This is a genomic window from Streptomyces agglomeratus (assembly GCF_001746415.1).
GTDB lineage: Bacteria > Actinomycetota > Actinomycetes > Streptomycetales > Streptomycetaceae > Streptomyces > Streptomyces agglomeratus.
Window position 1 is genome coordinate 648617 of the sequence record NZ_MEHJ01000002.1, and the last position, 19696, is coordinate 668312.

14 protein-coding genes and 2 pseudogenes are annotated in these 19696 nt (G+C 66.8%); 7 read left to right on the top strand and 9 right to left on the bottom strand.

What is annotated here, in order from left to right; all coding sequences use genetic code 11:
• Positions 1-114: 114 nt before the first annotated feature.
• A complete protein-coding gene (locus AS594_RS39625; RefSeq protein ID WP_069936259.1) occupies positions 115-372 on the bottom strand; it encodes a hypothetical protein in 258 nt (85 codons plus the stop codon).
• A 638-nt stretch (positions 373-1010) separates the two neighbouring features.
• Positions 1011-1301 carry a hypothetical protein gene (locus tag AS594_RS39630; RefSeq protein ID WP_069936260.1) on the bottom strand — a complete coding sequence of 97 codons (291 nt, stop codon included), beginning with the start codon at positions 1299-1301 and terminating at the stop codon, positions 1011-1013.
• Positions 1302-1349: 48 nt separating this feature from the next.
• Between AS594_RS39630 and AS594_RS39635 the strand changes: the two genes are divergently transcribed.
• Positions 1350-2366, top strand: coding sequence for a nucleotide kinase domain-containing protein (locus AS594_RS39635; RefSeq protein WP_167368175.1), 1017 nt, complete (start codon positions 1350-1352; stop codon positions 2364-2366).
• 82 nt (positions 2367-2448) lie between these two features.
• Here AS594_RS39635 and AS594_RS39640 read toward each other — a convergent pair whose 3' ends face one another.
• The 4 genes from AS594_RS39640 to AS594_RS39655 are packed head-to-tail and all read right to left on the bottom strand — an operon-like array spanning position 2449 to position 4930.
• On the bottom strand, positions 2449-3291 hold the full coding sequence (locus tag AS594_RS39640; RefSeq protein WP_069936261.1) for a thymidylate synthase family protein: 843 nt from the start codon (positions 3289-3291) through the stop codon (positions 2449-2451).
• Between the two features lie 54 nt (positions 3292-3345).
• Positions 3346-4263: an ImmA/IrrE family metallo-endopeptidase gene (locus tag AS594_RS39645; protein ID WP_141747264.1), complete on the bottom strand. Its 918-nt coding sequence runs from the start codon at positions 4261-4263 to the stop codon at positions 3346-3348.
• Positions 4260-4682 (bottom strand): helix-turn-helix domain-containing protein, encoded by a 423-nt coding sequence (locus tag AS594_RS39650; protein WP_069936263.1) that lies wholly within the window; start codon positions 4680-4682, stop codon positions 4260-4262. Before AS594_RS39650 ends, AS594_RS39645 begins: the two co-directional genes overlap by 4 nt.
• Positions 4679-4930, bottom strand: a complete 252-nt coding sequence (locus AS594_RS39655; RefSeq protein ID WP_167368176.1) for a phosphopantetheine-binding protein — start codon at positions 4928-4930, stop codon at positions 4679-4681. Before AS594_RS39655 ends, AS594_RS39650 begins: the two co-directional genes overlap by 4 nt.
• Positions 4931-5059: 129 nt before the next feature.
• On the opposite strand from AS594_RS39655, the gene AS594_RS39660 reads away from it, so the two are divergent.
• The 6 genes and pseudogenes from AS594_RS39660 to AS594_RS39685 all read left to right on the top strand — a co-directional run bounded on the left by AS594_RS39660 (position 5060) and on the right by AS594_RS39685 (position 14518).
• Positions 5060-5950, top strand: coding sequence for a nucleoside triphosphate pyrophosphohydrolase family protein (locus tag AS594_RS39660; RefSeq protein ID WP_079148946.1), 891 nt, complete (start codon positions 5060-5062; stop codon positions 5948-5950).
• A 472-nt stretch (positions 5951-6422) separates the two neighbouring features.
• Entirely contained in the window at positions 6423-9995 is a 3573-nt protein-coding gene (locus tag AS594_RS39665; RefSeq protein ID WP_069936266.1) for an NACHT domain-containing protein, read from the top strand.
• Between the two features lie 484 nt (positions 9996-10479).
• Positions 10480-11714: pseudogene (locus tag AS594_RS39670) on the top strand (IS701 family transposase).
• 173 nt (positions 11715-11887) lie between these two features.
• Complete coding sequence (locus AS594_RS39675; RefSeq protein ID WP_069774651.1) at positions 11888-13009, top strand: IS630 family transposase; 1122 nt, start codon at positions 11888-11890, stop codon at positions 13007-13009.
• 84 nt (positions 13010-13093) lie between these two features.
• A pseudogene (locus tag AS594_RS39680) lies at positions 13094-13714 on the top strand (helix-turn-helix domain-containing protein); the annotation flags it as partial.
• A gap of 144 nt (positions 13715-13858) precedes the next feature.
• Entirely contained in the window at positions 13859-14518 is a 660-nt protein-coding gene (locus AS594_RS39685) for an HNH endonuclease family protein (protein ID WP_069936267.1), read from the top strand.
• Between the two features lie 1039 nt (positions 14519-15557).
• On the opposite strand, the gene AS594_RS47065 is transcribed toward AS594_RS39685, so the two are convergent.
• The 3 genes from AS594_RS47065 to AS594_RS39695 form a co-directional block, all read right to left on the bottom strand.
• On the bottom strand, positions 15558-15944 hold the full coding sequence (locus AS594_RS47065) for a hypothetical protein (RefSeq protein WP_240509396.1): 387 nt from the start codon (positions 15942-15944) through the stop codon (positions 15558-15560).
• 81 nt (positions 15945-16025) lie between these two features.
• The gene (locus AS594_RS45260; RefSeq protein WP_167368177.1) at positions 16026-16178 is read right to left on the bottom strand and encodes a hypothetical protein; all 153 of its coding nucleotides are present in this window, start codon (positions 16176-16178) and stop codon (positions 16026-16028) included.
• 163 nt (positions 16179-16341) lie between these two features.
• Complete coding sequence (locus tag AS594_RS39695; RefSeq protein ID WP_206281774.1) at positions 16342-19395, bottom strand: VCBS repeat-containing protein; 3054 nt, start codon at positions 19393-19395, stop codon at positions 16342-16344.
• Positions 19396-19696: the final 301 nt, after the last annotated feature.

Sequence of the window (19696 nt, forward strand, 5' to 3'; positions counted from 1 at the left end):
CTGCTCGTCCGACACCGCACTCGTCGGTGCCTGAACCACCTGCTCGGCCTGCTCGTTCTCCACGGCGGTCTCCGTCATCAAACGCATCTCCTTGATCATCAGATCCGCCGTTGATTAGACACTCCCGAGCCTGTTGACCATGCTGTCATCGAGTGCCGGGTCGTCCTGGTCACGGATGTCGGCAGTCAGCGGCCCGAAGTGGATCGAGGCGCCGCAGTGATCGCAGTCCATAAGCGCGCCGGTCTCGTCGTTGAGCCTGAGGTAGTCAATGCCGCTCAGAGTCGAGGCTCGGCCGCAGCCGTCGCAGCGCATGCGGAAGTCGTAGCCAAAGGTGATCGGCCGCTCGATGAGCCCAGCCCCGTTGACGTCCATGCCAGCACGTTACGTGCCAGCGCACCTCACGACCGGACCGGCAGGGCAGCACGGCCGTCAGCGGGTCGCCGTGCCTCCGCCGCCGGGTGCACGGCGGACCATCTGCGGTAGACGTTCGAGGCCCGCAGAGTGCCGGCTTCGTCCGTGGCCTGGAGTGTGCTGCCGGGGCCACCAATTGATGTACCTGTTGGGCCCGATTCTCTCCTCAGCCGACACGGGCTGCGTGCCAATGGTGCTCTGTCGCCGCGCGCTGCTGAGGGCGGAGCGAAGGTCAGTGGGGTGCTGGGTGTACCAGTCGTGGTGTCGGCGCGTCGGGTGTCACGTGGCTCGGGGGCGCTCGTGTGCCGGCTTTGGAGGAGCAGCAGGATTCGTTCTGGCGGGCTGAGGTGATGCTGGCGCCGCTGCGGACGGCGTAGAGGGCGGTGACGTGGTGGTGGAGCCCGGTCTCGGCGACCTCGTCGCGATTGCATCGGGCAGAAAGGACAGCAGCTGACGGTGTCCGGGCGTCGGAGGCCCGGCGTGCGTTCCGCGAACGTGCGCCGTAGGCGCCGCTGGGCCTGGCCTCGCGCTGCTGCCCGTGTTGCGACGGGCCAACCTGGCGCCGCAGTCTTCCAGTGACCGCTGACGATGCCGCTCGTTTAAGAGGATGCGGCCCGCCGCGGGCCAGGAGAGCGCACCACAGGAAGGTCATCGCGGTTCTCATCCTCGGCGAGCGCATCGGTCGGCATCCGGCGATAGCGGTGCAGAAGAGAGGCCAGCACCTCAGGATTGGTCTCCGCAGCGGCCACCAGAGCCGCCAACAGCTCCGCTCGAGAAGTGCGTTCGCCCGCTGCGGCTGCGGCGCGGACGAGGATGTTCAGCCTGCGGTCGATGTCCTCGGGCCAGAGCACCGAGGTCTGATGGCGCTGCTGATGGCACAGCAACTCCATTGCTCCCCCTCAGTGACAGCTGACATGTAACGAATATATATTGCGTGCATGGTGACGCTGCTGCAAGACCGTCAGGCTTCCGCGCGTGATGACGTGGCACCCAAAACGGTGCGGGTGGCCGGCCGGACGTTGCAGCCGACACCCGTGTTCGACACCTACTGGTGTTTCGCCGCGGCCCGGCAGGCGGTGTACGAGGCCCGACTGGAGGGGCGGCCCCAGCCGTGGACCGATGATCCGATCCTGGCCGGGCACCGGTTCACCAACTGCTACCGCGCTGCCGACCGGGTCAGCCAGGCAGTGATCGGCGACGTGATCTACCAAGGGCCGCAGGAGTGGGAGGACGTCTTCTTCCGCACCCTCCTGTTCAAAATCTTCAACAAGGAGTCCACCTGGCAGCGGCTGACCCGGGCGGTGGGTGAGGTGCGCTGGGACACGTACGACTACCAGGCGTACGACCGGGTGCTGTCAGCCGCGTTTGCGAAGGGGGAGCGCCTCTACTCGGCCGCCTACATCGTGCCCCCGCCGCAGCTGGGGGAGGAGCGCAAGCACCGCAACCACTTGCGGCTGCTGGAGCTGATGATGACCACCGGCGCGCCCGAGCGGGTCATGGAAGCCGCGACGATGCGTGAGGCCTATGAGGTGCTCCTCAGCTACCCGGCGCTCGGCCCCTTCCTCGCATACCAGTTCGCCATCGACCTCAACTACGCGCCGCACCTCGGCTTTTCGGAGATGGACTTTGTCGTGCCCGGACCCGGTGCTCGCGACGGCATCCGCAAGTGTTTCGGTCCCGCGGCCGACGGGATCGAAGCCGACGTCATCCGCTACATGGCTGACTCCCAGAACGACCACTTCGCCCGCCTCCAGCTGCCCTTCGCCGGGCTGAAGGGCCGGTCATTGCAGCTGATCGACTGCCAGAACTTGTTCTGCGAGGTCGACAAGTACGCGCGGGTGGCACATCCCGAAATCGCGGGCATCAGCGGCCGCAGCCGCATCAAGCAGGCATACCGGCACGATGCGGCGCCTCTGCAGGCTTGGTTCCCGCCCAAATGGGGCCTGAACGCCTAGAATCACGAGATCCGCTGCCCCCTGATGCCTGCGGCGGTTGCCCCGAGCGGGCGGGCCGCAGGATGTCGGGAACGCGCGCGGGTCATGCCCCCAGCCTGAACAACGGGGTGGTCAGGGCATGCTGGAGCGTACCGAGCTCGGACTTAGTGCAGTCCAGGCGGGCGCATCCGGACATGACGGTCAGGGTGCCCGGTGTGAGGCCGGCGTGGCGGGCGACCCAGGCGCACAGGTGGCCCAAGGCCAGGTAGTTGCCGTAGGCGCGGTCGAACATGTAGTGGCTGCGGTAGTAGGCGGCCAGGTGCACGGTGTTGGTGGAGCCGTCGAGCTGGAAGGAGCAGTGGCTCAGGCAAGGGAAGTCCAGGGTCTGGGTATCCAGGGCGGCGGCCCTGATCACGGCCTCGGTCCCTGCCGCGGTTTCCTGCGGCTCCTCCTCCCATGTTTCGCTGTCGTCCGTGACATGGGCGGTGCCGGCTTCGTAGACGGCGCTCCATTTCGCAGAGGAGCGCAGCTTGTCCAGGCGGTGGATGACGCGGGCGAGCTGGTCGACCGGTTCAGGTTTCTCGGGGGTGCCTGGGTAGGCGACGAGCCGTCCGAAGTAGGTGCCATGAGCGTTGCGCCTGACCTCACGCAGACGCGGGTACAGGGTCCGGTAGCGGTCGGTGAGCTCCTCGTGGGTTGAGCAGGTGGCAGCGAGCTTGGCGGGGAACAGCGTGTTGACCACCGTCTCGATGGGGTAGAGCGGCTCTTTGCTGCGGGCGGCGCGCAGCCGGTCGAGTTCGGCGCGCAGGTGCAGGTCTTCCTGCAGCGGACTTGCGATGCGCACCACAGTGTGGAATGCCTTCCTGCCCGGAATCTCCGAGAGGTGGGTGGCGGCCTCCAGCCAAGCGCGGGAGACGTCCGGGGCGTCGACGGTGAACGTGTGCATCGGCTCGCTCCTTGATCGGCGGATGGTGTGCGCCGTGCGGTGGTGGCGGGGACGTCAGGCCCAGAAGTGGTCGGATCCTTCGCGGCTGGGCGCGGGGCGCAGGGTGACGCGGAACAGCTCCGAGGTGCCGGTGTCGGCGGTCACGGTGGCGTCCGCGTCCAGTTCCTCGCCCACCCACACGGCCCGGGTGTGCTCCGCTGTGGCGGAATCGAGGAACGACATCTGGCCGGCTGTGTCCGGCGGAGTGCTGCTCACGCCTGCCGGCAGCTGGTCGTAGCGGCCCCCGGGTACCGCCAGCAGCAGGCAGTCACCGGAGGTGACGTGCAGGACGGCATCGTGGGCGGCGGGCATCAGCACGTGAACATGTGCCTGAGGTCCGAGCGGCAGACTGCCGGCCAGTTCCGTTTTGAGGCTGCCGGGGGAGTGCTTCAGCCACACCGTCTCCATCGACCGGTCGATCATCTTCAACCGCACGAGGTGTCGCACGGTGGTGGCGTACGGGGTGCCCAGCCAGCGTGCCATCCGGTAGGCGTCCAGCGGGGATCCGGGGCGCTGGAGACCGCAGCAGGCCAGGGCGGTGCGTGCGGCGGGGCGGGGTATCAGGAACCAGGAGGCGAAGGCCTCCGCCTCCCGCTCGTGCTGGGGCCACCCCTCGCCCCACCGACCGGACGACTGGTCCTGATGGTCGATGCTGGTGCCGTGGCCCATGCGGTGGTGGCCCAGCTCGTGAGCGGCAGTGTGCCGCATGCCCACTTCCTCCAGGCCGGTGTTGACCAGGCAGCCCGGCACGCCCCCCTGGCTGCTGTCCACGTACAGACCCAGCAGGCCGCCCAGCTTCTGCCCCATGACCTCCACTCCGGCGCGGTGCAGTGCACCGAACACGTCAACGTAGTCGTCGACCCCGGCGAGGAGATCCTCGTGAGCCTGCGCGGCCGCGATCATCGCGGCCCCGTGGGCACTGTTCCAACTCACGCACCGCCCTCCGGCCTCTGAGGCGGGCGCAGCCCACCCGCTCCCTCCTCCTCCGCCTGGCGGCGGGCGTGCAAGTACTGGATGAACTTCGCCACCTCGATGCGGTCGCCTTCACTCAACGGCCTTGCGGTACGCGGCAGTCCGGCCAGCGCGTGCTCCCCGGCGTCGGCCGCCTCCTCCTCGTCGAGAAAGTACGACGCCGGCAACCGGTACAGGCGGGCGAGCTTCTGCAGCTCCATCACCTCCACCTTGCGTACGCCGCGCTCGATGTCACTGACGGCTGACCGCACGATCCCCGTCCGTTCGGCTACCTGCTGCTGCGAGAGCCCCAGGTACTCGCGGGTGGCCTTCAGCCGCTGGCCCAGGTGGGCTCGCTGCTCGGTGTCGGTGCCGGCCTGGGGTGGCACGTTGCCGTTCATTGCTGTTGCTCCTTCGCCTGCAAACTGTCGTGCACGGTCTCGGCGAACGCCCACACCGAACGCAGAGAGCGTCCGGCCTCGGCGTCCGCCGGAATGCGAACCTTGAAGTACTGCTCGATGCGCGCCAGGATCTCCATGACCAGCACCGAGTCGACCGGCAAGTCCTGCCCCCGGGCAGCCAGTTCCTCGTACAGCTCCTGACTCGGCCGGCCCTGGTGCTCGGCCAGGAAATCGATCACGATGTCCACGATCTCCTGAACGCTCTGCGACGGCATACTCCGCTTCCGCCCCTTCGCTCAACTCCCGGACAGACGGCCCGGCGTGACCTACTGTAGAGCGATGTCGGGAAATCCGACAGATCTGTTGGAAGATCATTCATGGGAGCGTGTGTGCACCTCGCCCGCTATCAGCAAGCAGCGCTCAAAACCCTGCAGCCCACCACCGACGGCACCGACCCGGTCCTCATACCGCTCCTCGGCCTGGTCGGCGAGACCGGCTCCGTAGCCACCGCCTACAAAAAGCGCCTGCGCGATGGTGCCGACGCCAGCCCTTCCAAACAGCAACTGCGCGAGGAACTCGGCGACGTTCTGTGGTACACAGCCACCCTGGCCCACCTCCTCGGCCTCGACCTAGAGGACATCGCCGCCGCCAGCCTGGAAAAGACCAAGGACCGCTGGCGCGCCACTCCCGACACCGAACGCCCCCGCTTCGACAGCGACTATCCGCCCCACGAACAACTGCCCCGCCGTACCACCGTCACCTTCACCCCCACCCTGCAGCCCGACGGCCGCACCGTCATCGTCCTCACCCGAGAAGACGGCACCCGCGCCGGCGACCCCCTCACCAGCGCAAGCCACATCGAGGACGACTACCGTTTCCACGACGCCTTCCACCTCGCCCACGCCGCCGTCCTGGGCTGGTCACCCGTCAGCCGCTTCCTCCTCGACCGAAAACGCCGCAGCCGCCCCGGCATCGACGAAGCCGAAGACGGCGGCCGGGCCATCGCCATCGAAGAAGGCATCAGCGCCCTCGTCTTCTCCTACGCCAGCCGCCACCACTACTTCGAAGACGACCGCCACGTCGACCACGAACTGCTCATCACCATCGACCACATGACGGCCCACCTGGAAGTCAACGTGCTGCGCGCCGCTGACTGGGAGAAAGCGATCATGACCGGCTACACCGCCTGGCGGCAGCTGCGCAAGCACGGCGGCGGCCACCTCCAACTGGACCTGGACGCTCAGACGCTGACCTTCACCGAGCCCTGATCTGCCGAGCATGGCCGCAGCGCTGACGGGCAGACGCTCCGACCGGCCATGACCTATCCGGGGGACGAGGCAGGGATAGCCCAACAGCCGCCGACGGTGCGGGTACGGACAGCGCCGGGCGAGGGAAATGCTCGCCAACGGAGCGAACTGGCGATCAGCGCCAGAGGACCCTGTCCACGTGGGCAACGATGACGGCGCCAAGACAGCCGCCAACACAGCTCCATGGGACGCAGGTGACATCCATCGGAGCTTCAGCAGGCCGGGTCTTAACGGTCCACGGCTGCGGCAAGTGGGAGATGTGCTCTTGGTGGTCAGCCGGGGCTTGTGCTGGCTGCCAGGGCCGGCAGGGTGGTGCCGTGCTGCTCGTCGAAGTCGTGCCCGGGACCTCAGGCCCCTGTCGCCCGCCCTAGCATGGTGCGCACAGCAAGGAGGCTCCCTCAAGGAGACACCAAGGCCTTGAGAGGAGCGATGGATGCAGGAAACCAGACGAGGCGCGCTCGGAGGGGCGAGTAGCGAGGCCGGTGCCAGTCACCGGGCCGGAATCGCCGCCCTAGTCGCCGTCTACGGTCTGCTGGGGGAGCCGGTTCCTTGGCTGCGGTCGCAAGCGGCTCCCGTTCTCCTGCGCATGGAGGCGGACCTCCATGTCGATGACGTCGTCGTCGATCTCGCGGACGGCACCAGAGCGTTCATGCAGGCCAAGCTGTCCACGGGTGACAAGGCATTCAAGGACACGGTGGACCAGTGGCGCCGGGCTGTCACCTCGGGGGAATGCCGGCCGGGCGACGAACTGCTCTTTGTTGTCACCAGGTCCACGCCGTCGTTGGACCGCATGGCCGAGGCTCTTGTGACCCACCAAAGTGGTGCATCGCTGACTGCGCCGGCCGCGAGGCAGCTCGATAGGCTGCGTCGCCTAACTCACGACCACGGTCTGGACCAGGTGGCTACAGCACAGCTGCTGGCTGCGGCGAAAGTCTGTGCCCTGGACGCCCGTGACGACGGCCCGAACGAGGCGCTGGGCGCGGCCTGTATGAACGCGGCCGTCGTCCCCGTGGGCCACGGCCGGGCGGCCTTTCGTGCGATGAAGGCGGCAGCGCGTGTTCAGGCCGAACAGCGCACCGCTTCGGAGCTGCATGGCTGGCGAGGCTGGCTCACCGGCGCCCGCCTCCCCTTGACCGCTGACGCGGCAGGCACCCCTGCAGCACGGCTGGAGGCACTGGACCAGGCGCTTGCCAACTACCGAGAGAAGTGGGCAGCCGAGCAGGACATCCTTCCTCTCGCCGACCTCGGCCTGGGCCTGACATCGATGACCGTGCCCGGCGCCACCGGTGACCTCAGAGCAACACCACCGCTCCAAGGGCCTGGCCGCGACAAGCTGGTCGACGCGGCACGCCGTCAAGGCCGTCTCTTCCTGGTCGGGCCTCCAGGGTCGGGCAAGACGGTGGCCTCGCGCCTCCTCGCAGCCCATTGGGCAGGACGCGACATCGCGCCGGTCCCGGTGTGGCTGCCTCTGCGGCAGCTGGTGCCCCTCCTGGCCCCTGTGGGCCCCTACAGGCTAGAACCAGCCGACCTCGTGCAGGCAGCCATCGGCACCACGCAGCCCCTCCTCGCAGAGGCACTGCTGACGCGCATCAACCGCGGTGAGGCACTCATCGTTCTCGATGCCCTCGACGAAGTCCACGAGCGGCAGGACGCCGTGGTGGAAGCCGTCGCCGGCCTGCTTGACCGACTGCCCTTCGAACTCGACGTCGTGGTCACCTCCCGTCACTCCTGTCTCCAAGCGGCTGCCCGCCTCCAGCTTCCCGTCTACGAACTGCACACTCCACACAGCCTGACCAGCTCACTCGACCAGCTTTTGGAGACCCTCGCCGAGCGATTCGTCGACGTCGCCGGCCACAATGACTGGATCGCGGACCGCCGTCGGCGCGTCGAACATTCCCGACGGGTCGAACGCGACCTGTGGCGTGTCCCGCTCTTGGCCACACTGATGGTGCTGCTCATCGCCGAGCGCCCCGTGGCCACTCTGCCCGGCAACCGGGCCCGCCTACTCACCGAAGTGATCGACAGCAGCGTCCGACAATGGGAGATGCGCCGCTCGAGGCTGACCATGCCGGACACGGACCCCCAGCTGACCGCCGACATTCTCATTGACTGCTTCGACGACATCGCACACCTCACAGCCACCGCCGCCACCGCCTCCTGGCACGACGCCCACCAAGCCGTCGGCGCCCGCCTTCAACGGCACTGGGGCAAACCTCCAGGCACAGCCGCGGCCATCGCACGCCATACGCTCGAATACTGGGACGCCACAGCCGGCGTGTTCATTACCGACACACCACAAGGAACGCTCACCGCGCGCACGCGCCTTCTTGCCGAGATCGGCGAAGCGCGCTGGGCCATGCGAGACCCGCAGTCCATTCCCGCGTGGATGCACAGCACGCTCACTGACCCGGAGCGCGCAGAAACCGCGCGGCTTGCCGCGAGCTTGTCCCCACAAGCCGCCGATACTCTCATAGAGCAGGCACTCAACGATGGCGGAACGCTGCTCGATCTGGTCCACGATGCCCTCGCCGACGGAACCGCGTTCGACAGCACTGCGCTGCACACCTACCGCCAAGCCCAGCTGACCCGCCTACCCGCCCTTCCTGACCGCAACCCGAAAACTCCTGGCGTTGCCATCGACCTTGACGAAGGCCGCTCCCCACGGGCGCAACTGGCTGCCAAGCTCGCGGAAGAAGACCTCGATGCGGCGCAAACCCAGCAGCTCATCCAGGCCGTCGGCAGTATGGGGCACGAGCAGCAAGCAGTGATCACCGCTCTGTGTACCCAGAGACAAGCCAGCAAGCGAGCCACCCCGCTCACTCCCCGCGAGCTCGACGTCCTCGAAGCTGGCCTCGCCGCAGCCGCGAGCACGGGCTCGAAGGACCGGGCAGAGATCGCAGGTGTTGACCCACTCGTCCGCTTCGCGGTCGAGCATGGTCTCCTTAAGAGGCCGGACATGTTGCCCCACCTCGTAGGGGCTGCCCACCACGTCACCATCGACACTTTCGAGTGGCTCGCGACCGCATTGCCTAAGCGCGGCCACCGCGGGGCCCTCGCCACCATTACCTCCGCCATCAAGACCGACAGCCTGACCGCATTTATCGACATGTACAAAGCGATGAGTGCCCCCCATGAGATCCTCGCCGAGCTCGACAGCACCCCCATCCAGCTCACCTCGACTCAGGCATGGCACCTCGACGAAGCCGCCACACTCGCCACAGCCATCACCACACGGAATCAGCCGGTCAGCCACATCGCCACAGCCGTCAAGCAGCACCCTGAGCTGACACGAGAAATTCTCCGACTCCTCGTCCAAGCCAGCGGCCTGGATCGTGCCCTCATCAGCGCTCAATTCCGCAGTCTGCGAGGTGAAGCCTCCCGGCATCCGGACTGGGGACTCCTGCACCAGGCGAGCACCCGTACCCCAAACCTCAGGCTGCGCCCCGAGAGCATCGACACCGACCTGACCACCGAAGCCCTCACCAGCGGAAACCCCTGGCTCATCCGGCTCATTCTGAGGCTGGCCATCGAGACACGCTCCCTGCCCCAGGACTTCGCCGAACGCGTCCTGGAAATCCTCCCCGATATCGGACCCCCCGCCCGCATGAACACCGCAAGCCTTCTCGCCCTGCGCTGGCCCGATCTCGCCCTGCCCGAGGATGACGCCATAGTCAGAGCCGGTGCCGCAAGTGTCCGAGCTTCCCGTCTCAGCCAAGCCCAGCGGCACAACGACGCCCAACACATACTCACCGATCCGGACCTCCTTGTGCGCGCAGAGGTAGCCAAACGCCTGCGCGATGCCAACCCTGAGGAGCGGGCAATACTTGAGAAGGCACTGGCACGTCCCGCACGGCAGTGGACATGCATTCGCTGCGGGTCCGTCACCCCCAGCGAAGCCCAGCAGTGCGCTAAGGAACATCCGCGCCCCACCCCCAGCCTCACAGACCAGCGTGAGCCGGGGGATGGCACCGCGGTACGTCTGGGCCGGCATGAAGACCGGCCATGACGGCTAACGGGGCGGAGGCACCGGGGCGGGCATCTGCCAGGCACCAATGGACGAGCCACGAGAGGCGGACTCCGTTGCTCACACCTTCCGTGCGGCCCTGGCGTGCCGGTGCGGCGTTAGCCGAAGAGGCTTTGCTGTGTTCCACGCGTGGCACTTCGCTGCACCGGGGTAGGTTGCGGGGGCGCCAGCGCCGCCAGCGCCTCACAGCAAGCGGCGCGCAGTTCGGGCAATGGCAGGCGGGCGCCTAGCAGGCGGAGGAACTCCTCGACGGTCCATACGACGAGTCGTCCCTGCCGGGCGAGGTACAGCCCGACCCGGCTCAGTGCGTACGCGTCCTCGTAGTCGAGAAGCAGATAGCCCGCGAGCTGGTGGATCTCCCTCTTCTCGCCGATGCGATCGGGGTGGATGGTCGCCTTGCAGTCGACTAGTAGTACTTCGTTAGGTTGATTTGATCTCGGGCTGCCGGGTTGGGCATGCTGCTCTGATGGAGCTGGGGGAGATCGAGCAACTCCGGGGCGAGCTGGGCGAGTTCGTGGCTGAGGTGTTCGCGTCGGTGCCGCGGAGGGATCAGCGGGCGAAGGGTGACTGCTACCTGCGGGGGTTGATGCTGGACGGTCGCAGGAAGTCGATCCAGCCGATGGCCGAGCGGCTGCCGGACGGCGACATGCAGGCCTTGCAGCAGTTCGTGAACCAGTCTCCGTGGGACCACGTGGCGGTGTTGCGGGCGGTAGCCGTCAAGACGGTTCCCGTCGTCGATCCGATGGTGTGGGTGATCGACGATGTGTCGTTCCCCAAGGACGGGAAGATGTCGGTGGGGGTGGCCCGGCAGTGGTGCGGGGCGTTGGGCAAGCAGTCGAACTGCCAGGTCGCGGTCAGCCTGCACGCCGCGTCCGACACCGCTTCCGTGCCGATCTCGTGGCGGCTGTTCCTGCCGGCCGAGTGGCAGGACGACACCGCGCGCCGGGCCAAGGCGGGGGTGCCCGAGGAGGTGGGGCACCGGGAGAAGTGGCGTCTGGCCCTGGACCTGATCGACGAGGCGATCGGCTGGGGCCTGGAACCCAAGGTGATCGTCGCGGATGCCGGGTACGGCCAGAACAACGCCTTCCGGCAGGCTCTGGCCGACCGTGGTCTGGACTTCGTCGTCGCCGTCCGGGCGGATGAATCCGCTCACCCGGCCGACGCTGTCCCCACCGCCCCCGCCTGGAGCGGAACCGGACGCAAACCCGCTGTCCGCTACCGCACCAAGGCTTCCTCCCTGAAGGACCTGGCCACCGGGACCGGACGCAAGGCATACCGGCAGGCCACTTGGCGCACCGGTTCGCGCGGTGCGATCGCTCAAGATTCAAAGTCGAGACGGTGCGTCCGGCCGGCGTCGCGGCCCGCAGGCACGCCATCGCCCGGGCTGGCGGCTCCACCGCCTGGGACGGTGTTCTGCCCACGGCGACACTGCTGAGCGAGTGGCCCACCGGCGAGAAAGCGCCCACCGAGTACTGGCTGACCAGCCTGCCCGCCGACACCCCGCTGCGGCAACTGGCCCGACTCGCGAAGATGCGCTGGAGGATCGAGCACGACTACCGCGAGATGAAGCACGGCCTGGGACTGGACCACTTCGAAGGCCGCACCTGGCGCGGCTGGCACCACCACGCCACCCTCGTCACCGCCGCCCACGCCTTCTGCACCCTCCGCCGCCTGGACCCAAAAGCAACAGCGCCGGCCTGACCTTCTACCAGGTCCTCCACACCATGCAGGACCTGTTGCTCTGCTGGACCGGCGCATGCCCCACCTGCCATCGCCAGCTACCACCCCGAAGGCGAAGACAACAGACCCTCTCCAGCCCGACCTAACGAAGTACTACTAGTGTCCTGCGCCAGTAGTTGATCGTTAGTTTGTCTATGACTGCTTCTGCAGATGTGCCGGTGCCACGTCGTGGCCCGAAGTTGGAACCGTTGTTATTGTCGCCCGATGAGCGTGTGGTGTTGGAGCGTTGGGCCCGGCGGGCGTCGTCCGCGCAGGCAGTGGCGTTGCGGGCCCGCATTGTGCTGGCGTGTGCCGGCGCTGATGTTCCACCGATTGTCGTGGTGGCGCGGGAGTTACGTATCGCGGCGGACACGGTCCGCAAGTGGCGCCGCCGGTTTCTGACCGCCCGGCTGGACGGGTTGGTGGACGAGCCCCGGCCGGGCCGGCCGCCCACCATCAGCGTCGACCAGGTGGAGGCGGTCGTGGTCAGCACGTTGGAGGAGATCCCGAAGAACGCCACTCACTGGTCGCGGTCATCGATGGCCGACCGCAGCGGTCTGTCGAAGTCGACCGTGGGCCGGATCTGGCGGAAGTTCCAGCTCAAGCCGCATCTGACCGACACCTTCAAACTGTCGACGGATCCGCTGTTCGTGGAGAAGGTCTACGACGTGGTGGGGCTGTATTTCAACCCGCCCGAAGGCGCGGTGGTGCTGTCGGTGGACGAGAAGTCGCAGATCCAGGCGCTGGACCGCTCCCAGCCGGTACTACCGATGATGCCGGGCATGCCCGAGCGCCGCACCCATGACTACGTCCGCAACGGTCTGACCACCTTGTTCGCAGCCTTCGACGTCGCGACCGGAGAAGTCATCACCTCCCTGCACCGCAGGCACCGGGCAGCGGAGTTCAAGAAGTTCCTCGCCAAGATCGATAAAGAGGTTCCTGGGCACCTGCAGGTCCACTTGATCTGTGACAACTATGGCACCCACAAGACCCCAGCCATCAAAGCATGGCTGGCCAAACACCCACGTTTCCACCTGCACTTCACACCTACCGGCTCCTCCTGGATCAACCAGGTGGAGCGGTGGTTCGGCTTCCTCGCCGACCAGAAGATCCGCCGCGGCGCCCACAAGAGTGTGCGCTCCCTGGAAGCCGACATCCGGGCCTGGGTCAAGCAGTGGAACGAGAACCCGACCCCGTTCACCTGGACCAAGACAGCCGAAGAAATCCTCGACTCACTCGCCCGCTTCTGCCAACGGATCTCTGGCGCAGGACACTAGTGCCGCATCAGGCAACGTTCGCCCTCTCATGGTGTGTCGCTCGATTCGCTGCGGTGGGCGGTACCCGACGGTCAGAATGGTCAGGTGGCTGAACGTGTGCAGGTCCGGGAGATTGATGATGACGAGGGCCGGCGGTTGCTGCGGATCGTCCGCAGAGGCACCGGATCGGTGGTGACCTGGCGGCGGGCCCAGATGGTGCTGTTATCCGCGCAAGCCATGCCTGTGGCGAAGATCGCCGAAGTGACGTTCACCAGTGCGGACCGGGTCCGGGACGTGATCCACAACTTCAACACCGACGGGTTCGACGCGCTCTACCCGAAGTACAAGGGCGGCCGACCGAGAACCTTCACCCTCCCCGAACGCCGGGAGATCAAGAAGATCGCCATGTCCAAGCCGGTCGAGCACGGCCTGCCGTTTTCGACCTGGAGCCTGGCCAAGCTGGCCGACTTCCTGGTCGCCGAGGGGGTGGTCGACGACATCAGCCACGAGGGCCTTCGGGGCATGCTCCGCGAGGAGGGCGTCTCGTTTCAACGTGTGAAGACCTGGAAGACCTCCCGCGACCCGGACTACGCGGCCAAGAAGGCCCGGGTCGAGCATCTCTATGCGATCGCCGACGGCGAGGTCGTACCCGAGGAGGGTGAGCCCGAAGTCGTCCTCTGCATGGACGAGTTCGGGCCGCTCAACCTCCAGCCACACCCCGGCCGGCCTATATCCAACCCGTACGTGTCTCGTTGCCAAGGGGGTGGCGGGGCAGCGGCATCGTTTCTGCGGTGAATCGCACCACCCGGGCGAGTGAGCAGCCGGGCATCCTCGCCCGCCCGTTGCGCGCGCCCCGCTATCCATGCGTTCGTGATCAAAAACCTGAAGCGCGTCCTCACGGCCGCAGCACTCGCCTTCATTCCCGTGACCGTCTCCCCGCCGGTCCACGCCGCCGAGACTCTTCCTCTCGGCGCCGCGGTCCACCACCTCGAGACCGCCGACGAATCCCGTGAGGGGTACACGCGCGACAAGTTCCGCCACTGGAACACCGGACAGAACCCCACGGACGGCTGCAACACCCGCAATGAGGTCCTGATCGCGGAGGCAGTCGAGCCGCCGACCGTCGGCCCTGGCTGCAGGCTGACCGGCGGAACCTGGTGGTCGTACTACGACGCGACCACCGTCTCCGGCCCCTCCGGCCTGGACATCGATCACATGGTGCCCCTCGCCGAAGCATGGGACTCCGGCGCATCAGCCTGGACCGCGCAGCGCCGTGAGGTGTACGCCAACGACCTGGGCGCTCCGACCTCGCTGGTCGGCGTCACCGCCCGCTCGAACCGCAGCAAGTCCGACCAGGACCCCGGCACGTGGATGCCGCTGGCCGGTGAAGTCCACTGCCAGTACGCCGCGGAATGGACCGCGACCAAGCTCCGCTGGAACCTGTCCGTCGACCCGCAGGAACAAGCCGAGCTGCTCGACCTGGCCGAGCAGTGCCCCGCCACGGAGGTCCACTTCGAGCTGGCTCCGTAGGAGGAACGTGGACCGCCCCTGGGTGGCTTTGGGCCCCAGGGGCGGCGGCGCGGCCGACCAAGGGGCCCTCTCCGTCGCACCGGGCCCCTGAACCCGGCCCATAGGCGACAGCGGGACTCCCCGACGGATCCCGTTCCTGAACCGCCAGTCGGGACAGGCTCGCTGTTTGGGATGAGGCGGAAGGCTGGTCGGGTGAGTCTGCCGGTTCAGCTGCTCCGCTTCCTGGGCCGTCCGGTTCCAGCAGTTCGATTAGACCAGGCGCTGGCTCCGAGCAGAGGAGTGGCGCCAGGCTTAGCGCGCTGCCTGCCGGGGCTATGCCGGTGATGCCGGCCATGGATCAGCCGGAGAGCGGCGGCGATTTCGACGACGGTGACGACGGTGACGAAGCGGACTGTGCCGGCGAAGAAGTCGGCCATCCAGGGCAGTTTCTCGGCGAGCTTGCCCCCTGGGCTAGGTGGACTTCATCGCGTCGGCCATCGCGAACATGGCGGCGAGCACAGCATGCACGATCCGCAGGAAGACGTGCAACGGGCGGGATCCTTTGGGGCGATGAGAAGGCGATCAGGGGCCCCGATGCCGTGCCCGCGCGCTGACCGGCCGAGGCGTGCCGCTGGGTGCCTGGCGAACCCTGTGAGTGGAAGGGCAGTCCGTTGACCGCCGTGCTTTCGTCACTTGTTGCCCTTGGCCGCCGTACGCGCCCGCGCCTCGCCGTGGGCCGGTTCGGCATAGCAGCGGAGCGGGGGCGGCGCGAGGTGCGTGAGGGGTTGCTTTCTTCACCTGTCCAGGAGGGCCCGACCGGGGTGATCCAGGAGTTTCGCCCCCCCCTCGCGCCTCGTCGGTTACCCATCGCGGTGTCCGGCGGAGGTGACAGGGCGATCAGGACGATTACGCGCATCTGTGCACTCGTCTGCCTCACCACTGCTCAGGTGAGGCCCATGACGGCTTGACGGCTGAGGCACGCGACCCCAGCACCAACTGGCGGCCGGTCCTGGTGCGGACGGTGAGGAGGATCGGCGTGGCCGCTGTGGGAGGACAGCGGCTAGGTCTGCGTCAGTACGGCAGCGGCGAACAGCGTGACGAGCACGCAGAAGACGCTGAATGGGACGTGCCAGCGCGGGAGGTTGTAGTTTTCCCGTGTCACTCCCTGGTTGAGTTCGTGGGCCCACGTGGTGAACAGATTGCGGCTTGGGAACAACCCGACCGTCAGGCCGATGAGGGAGAATGCGTACGCGGCGATCATGGCAGCCAGTGTGAATCCCCTGAGCTGGCCGATCGCGATCATGCCGATGCCGCATCCGGTGATGATGAACGGATACACGATCCGGAACTTCGGGCGGGGGATCCACTTCGCCATGGCGGTGCAGTGGATCACGGTGGCTGCTGCGGCCATCAGCCACAGCAAGCCGGTGGCAACGGACGCGAGCATGGGGGTGAGGTCCTTTTCCCTGAGAACGGTGCAGGGGCTGGTGACGACACCAGCCCCTGCTGGTCAGCTTATGTGACGGTCCTATCCGAACACTGAGCCCAGCGTCCCGGTGATCGGGGACACGAGATCGTGGCCGAACTGCCCGATCTTCGTGGCCCCCGGGGCCATCACGTCGTCACCGACGTTGGTGATCGCTCCGATCACTTGGACGGGGCCGAACGTGACCAGCCCCAACACGGCTCCTCCGGCTGAGGAGGCGAACTCACCGCTGGAGAACCCGTACTCAAGGATCGAGGCGAGGCCGGGTGCGGCAGAGATGACGGTGCGGCCGAATGGCCCGCACAGCGCCCGGCCCGCGCCCCGGTGTTGAGGGGCGCGGGCCGGGATCACTGGTGGGTCAGCCTATGGATTGATATCCGAGGAATGCTTCGGAGGCGGTAGTGAGCGTGGTGTGTCCGGCGGCTGTGTAGTCGCCGAAGAAGCGGATCCGGCCCGAGCTGGGGGTTGTGGCCCACAGGTCGAACTTGCCGTTGCTGTTCGCGTCGGGGGCCGCGGTGAACATGGGCACGCTGGCTGCGCTCCAGTTGTAGCTGCCGCTCAGCGGGGTCCGGTCGTTGAGGTTGATGTCGTAGCCGCCCTCTGTCTCTCCGCCATGGAACACGTAGAGGCTGGCGACGTCGGGGCGGTCGTAGCGGACGACGAGGTCGACGCGACCGTCGCCGTTGTAGTCACCGGGGGCGGCGAGAGTGGCCTCGTTGACGGTGGAGATGCCGCCGGCGATCGGATCGTCCGGTCCTGCCAGCAGGACCGGGTCGCGGTCGCTGTCGAGCCGGTGGTCGAGGTTGCCGTAATAGAGCCAGATGAACTTGCCGTCGTTGACCAAAAGGTCAGGATGGCCCTCGACGTCCTGGGTCCCGTCGCCATCGACGTCCATGCCGCCGTCGACGTCACCGATGGCGAGGATCTGCTTCACTCCGTCCTTCCAGTGGTTGTTCGCCGAGTCGTAGACGGTGAGCTCTTGCCGGTCGAACTCCGTGCAGTCGGTGCACGCGAATCCCCATCCGCTGTTGGGATGCATCCACAGCCGGCTGGTACCGAGAGCAGGGTCCTTGCGCAGGGCGACGAGGTCTTCGTAGGCGTCGTTGTTCCAGTCACCGCGGTGGGTGATCTTGTCACCGCTCCAGATCGCGCCGCTTGCGGTGTCGGCCGCCTGGGCCACGGTTCCGTCACCCGCTCCGTAGAAGCGGCGCAGGGTGCCGTCCTTGTCGATGGCCCACAGGTCGGCGTTGCCGTCTCCGTTGAGGTCTCCGGCCTTGTCCCGGGTCTTGGGGCCGTTGGCGTAGAAGACGTAGACGGCCGTGTCGGAGGCGTTGTTGGCCTTGTCGTAGCTCTTGACGTACACCTGGTTGGAGCCCGTGGCGGTCGGGGTGAGCTTGACCGAAGTGGACCAGCCCGCCGTGGGAGGTGTCGCGGTGCGGCGTGTGCCGTCCCAGTCGGTCCAGTACTCGTACCGCACGACATCGGACACTCCGCCGCTGGACAGGACGAAGGTGCCTTCGGTGCGCACGCTGCCGGTGATGACGGGCCAGCCTTCATCGCCGTCCGGGAACTGGCTGGATGTCACACCGGGCGGGTTGCTGGGGCGGTTCGGGTCGTAGACGAACCGGCATCCGGGCGAGCCTTCGGTGGGCGTCCAGTCGGAGTAGAGCGACCCGTCGTTGGTTTGCGCCTTCCAGGAGAAGTTGCCGCTGGCTGTCTTGATGTGCGGGCTCAGTTCCGCCTTCGTGACCTTGAGCCGGGCCACTGTCCCGGAGGTGACCGAGACGGTCTTGTCGATGACGACTCCGCTGGCGTGGTGGCCGGTGGGCCACAGGTGGAACTTGACCTTTACGGTTCCGCCGTCCTTGTCGCTGCCCTTGGCGGTCAGCGAGATGTCGGTGTTGCCGATCAGGCCGTAGGGGGCGACATCGCCGCATCCCTTGGCATTCCTGGTACTCGGGCTGGTGTCCAGCCCACTGGGTGCTGCCGGCCGGGTGTTGTAGGTGGTGGACAGCACCGCCGAATGCGCGTCAAACTTCTTCCAGGCGTAGACGTCCGTCTCGTTGGTGGCCTTCAACGCCAGCGTCAGAGTGGCCCATGTCCCGGCCTGGGACTCCTTGGCGGCGCGGGTGGTGTCGAAGGCGAGGTTGCCGGCGGGGCAGCTGCTGCTCCAGCCCTTCGAGTCGTTGACAGTGTCCAGCGTTTCCTTCTTAGCCGGCTGGTCGTTCCACGTGTGACTGGACTTGAGGTATTCGGTGTGCCACAGCTCGATGCTGCGGGAGTCGCAGGACCAGGACCAGGTGTTCTTGATCCGGAACCGGGAGGAGCTGATGACCCGGTTCTTGTCCTGCAGGTTCTTGGTGTTCATACGGAAGTACGAGCGAGCCAGCCCGTCGGTGTAGTTCTCGTACCCGGCTCGCGCGGTGCTGGTGCCGCCGCTGAAGCCGGCCCCGTTGAAGAAGGTCGAGTCTGGATGCTTCTTGTAGGCGATGCTCCAGGAGTGACGTGAGCCATCGACGGACGGGTCGATGTAGACGGGGTACCGGGTGTTCTTGCCGGTCAACAGCTCTGCGTCGGGAGTGAGCGCGAGACTCTTCTCGCCGAGCTCTACATCCATGGCGGCGTCACGGGCTCCGAAGCCGGGCTCGAACTCGTCGGTGGCCGGAGGACCCGCCGGAGTCGTGGTGGCAAAGGAACGGGCCAGCGGCTGGGCAGCCGGTTTACTGCTGTCCCACATCCGTGGAGTGGGGGCGGTGAAGACTTCCTGTCCGGCGGGGTTGCGGGCCCGGACGTTGCCGTGCTCGTCGGCTGTGACCTCCAGCCCCTTGGTGTCGAGGTCGAAGTTGAGCTCGGCGAGCTCCGGGTTCTTCGCGGCCTCGGCGGTCTTGACAACCAGCACCTGGTTGTAGCCGCCGCTGTGCACCTTGAGCTTGAGATCGACTCCGTCCAGTACCTCTGCGTAGGTGACGGTGTCGTTGTCCACGGTGGGTTTCGGCAGGGTGCCGGGCCAGCCGACGGACATCGAGCGGCCGTCGCGCGTGACGGTGGCGAGCGCCCCGGTGCCACCGCCGGAGAACCGCACCCCGATCTCTGTGGCTTTGGGCGAGAGAGTGCCGTCGTCGTTCGTCACCAGGGCGGTGTCGATGTCGACCAGCTTGTTGTCCTTGCGGACCCACTGAGGTGCAGCGTAGGTGTCTTCGGTGAAGCCGCCGTCGGGGTTGGCGAACGTCTGCGAGGCCTCGGTGCGCTGGGAAAGTACTTCGACCGGCTGGCCCGTGTCTGCTGCTTCCGCGAGAGCTGTCGCCTCGTCTGAAGTGTTCTCCTGCCGCACGAGTGGTGCTGCGGGGGCTTCTTCCGCGGAAGCGGGCAGCGCGACGGTCAGGGGGGCCGCCAGGGCGAGCGACAGTGTCACGCCTACCCATCTGCGATGTCGGCGGGCAGCGCCCGAAGAATTTCGGTGCATTTCTTTCATTGCCATCCCTTTTCGTTTCCTCCATCAAATCACTTCTGCGACTGAGGGTAAGGCGCGCGGGATGAGATTGATGGTTGTACAAGAAAACTAATCTCCCGAAAAGTCCGTAACCTGCATTTCTGGAGTGGCTGAACTGTTTGCCCAAACTGCATCATGTTTGTACGCATACAGCTTGGGCGTCTTGGGGCCTCTCCAGTCGTCGGGTGCGGATTTCCTGGGGTGTCAAAACGGGCAACTTGCC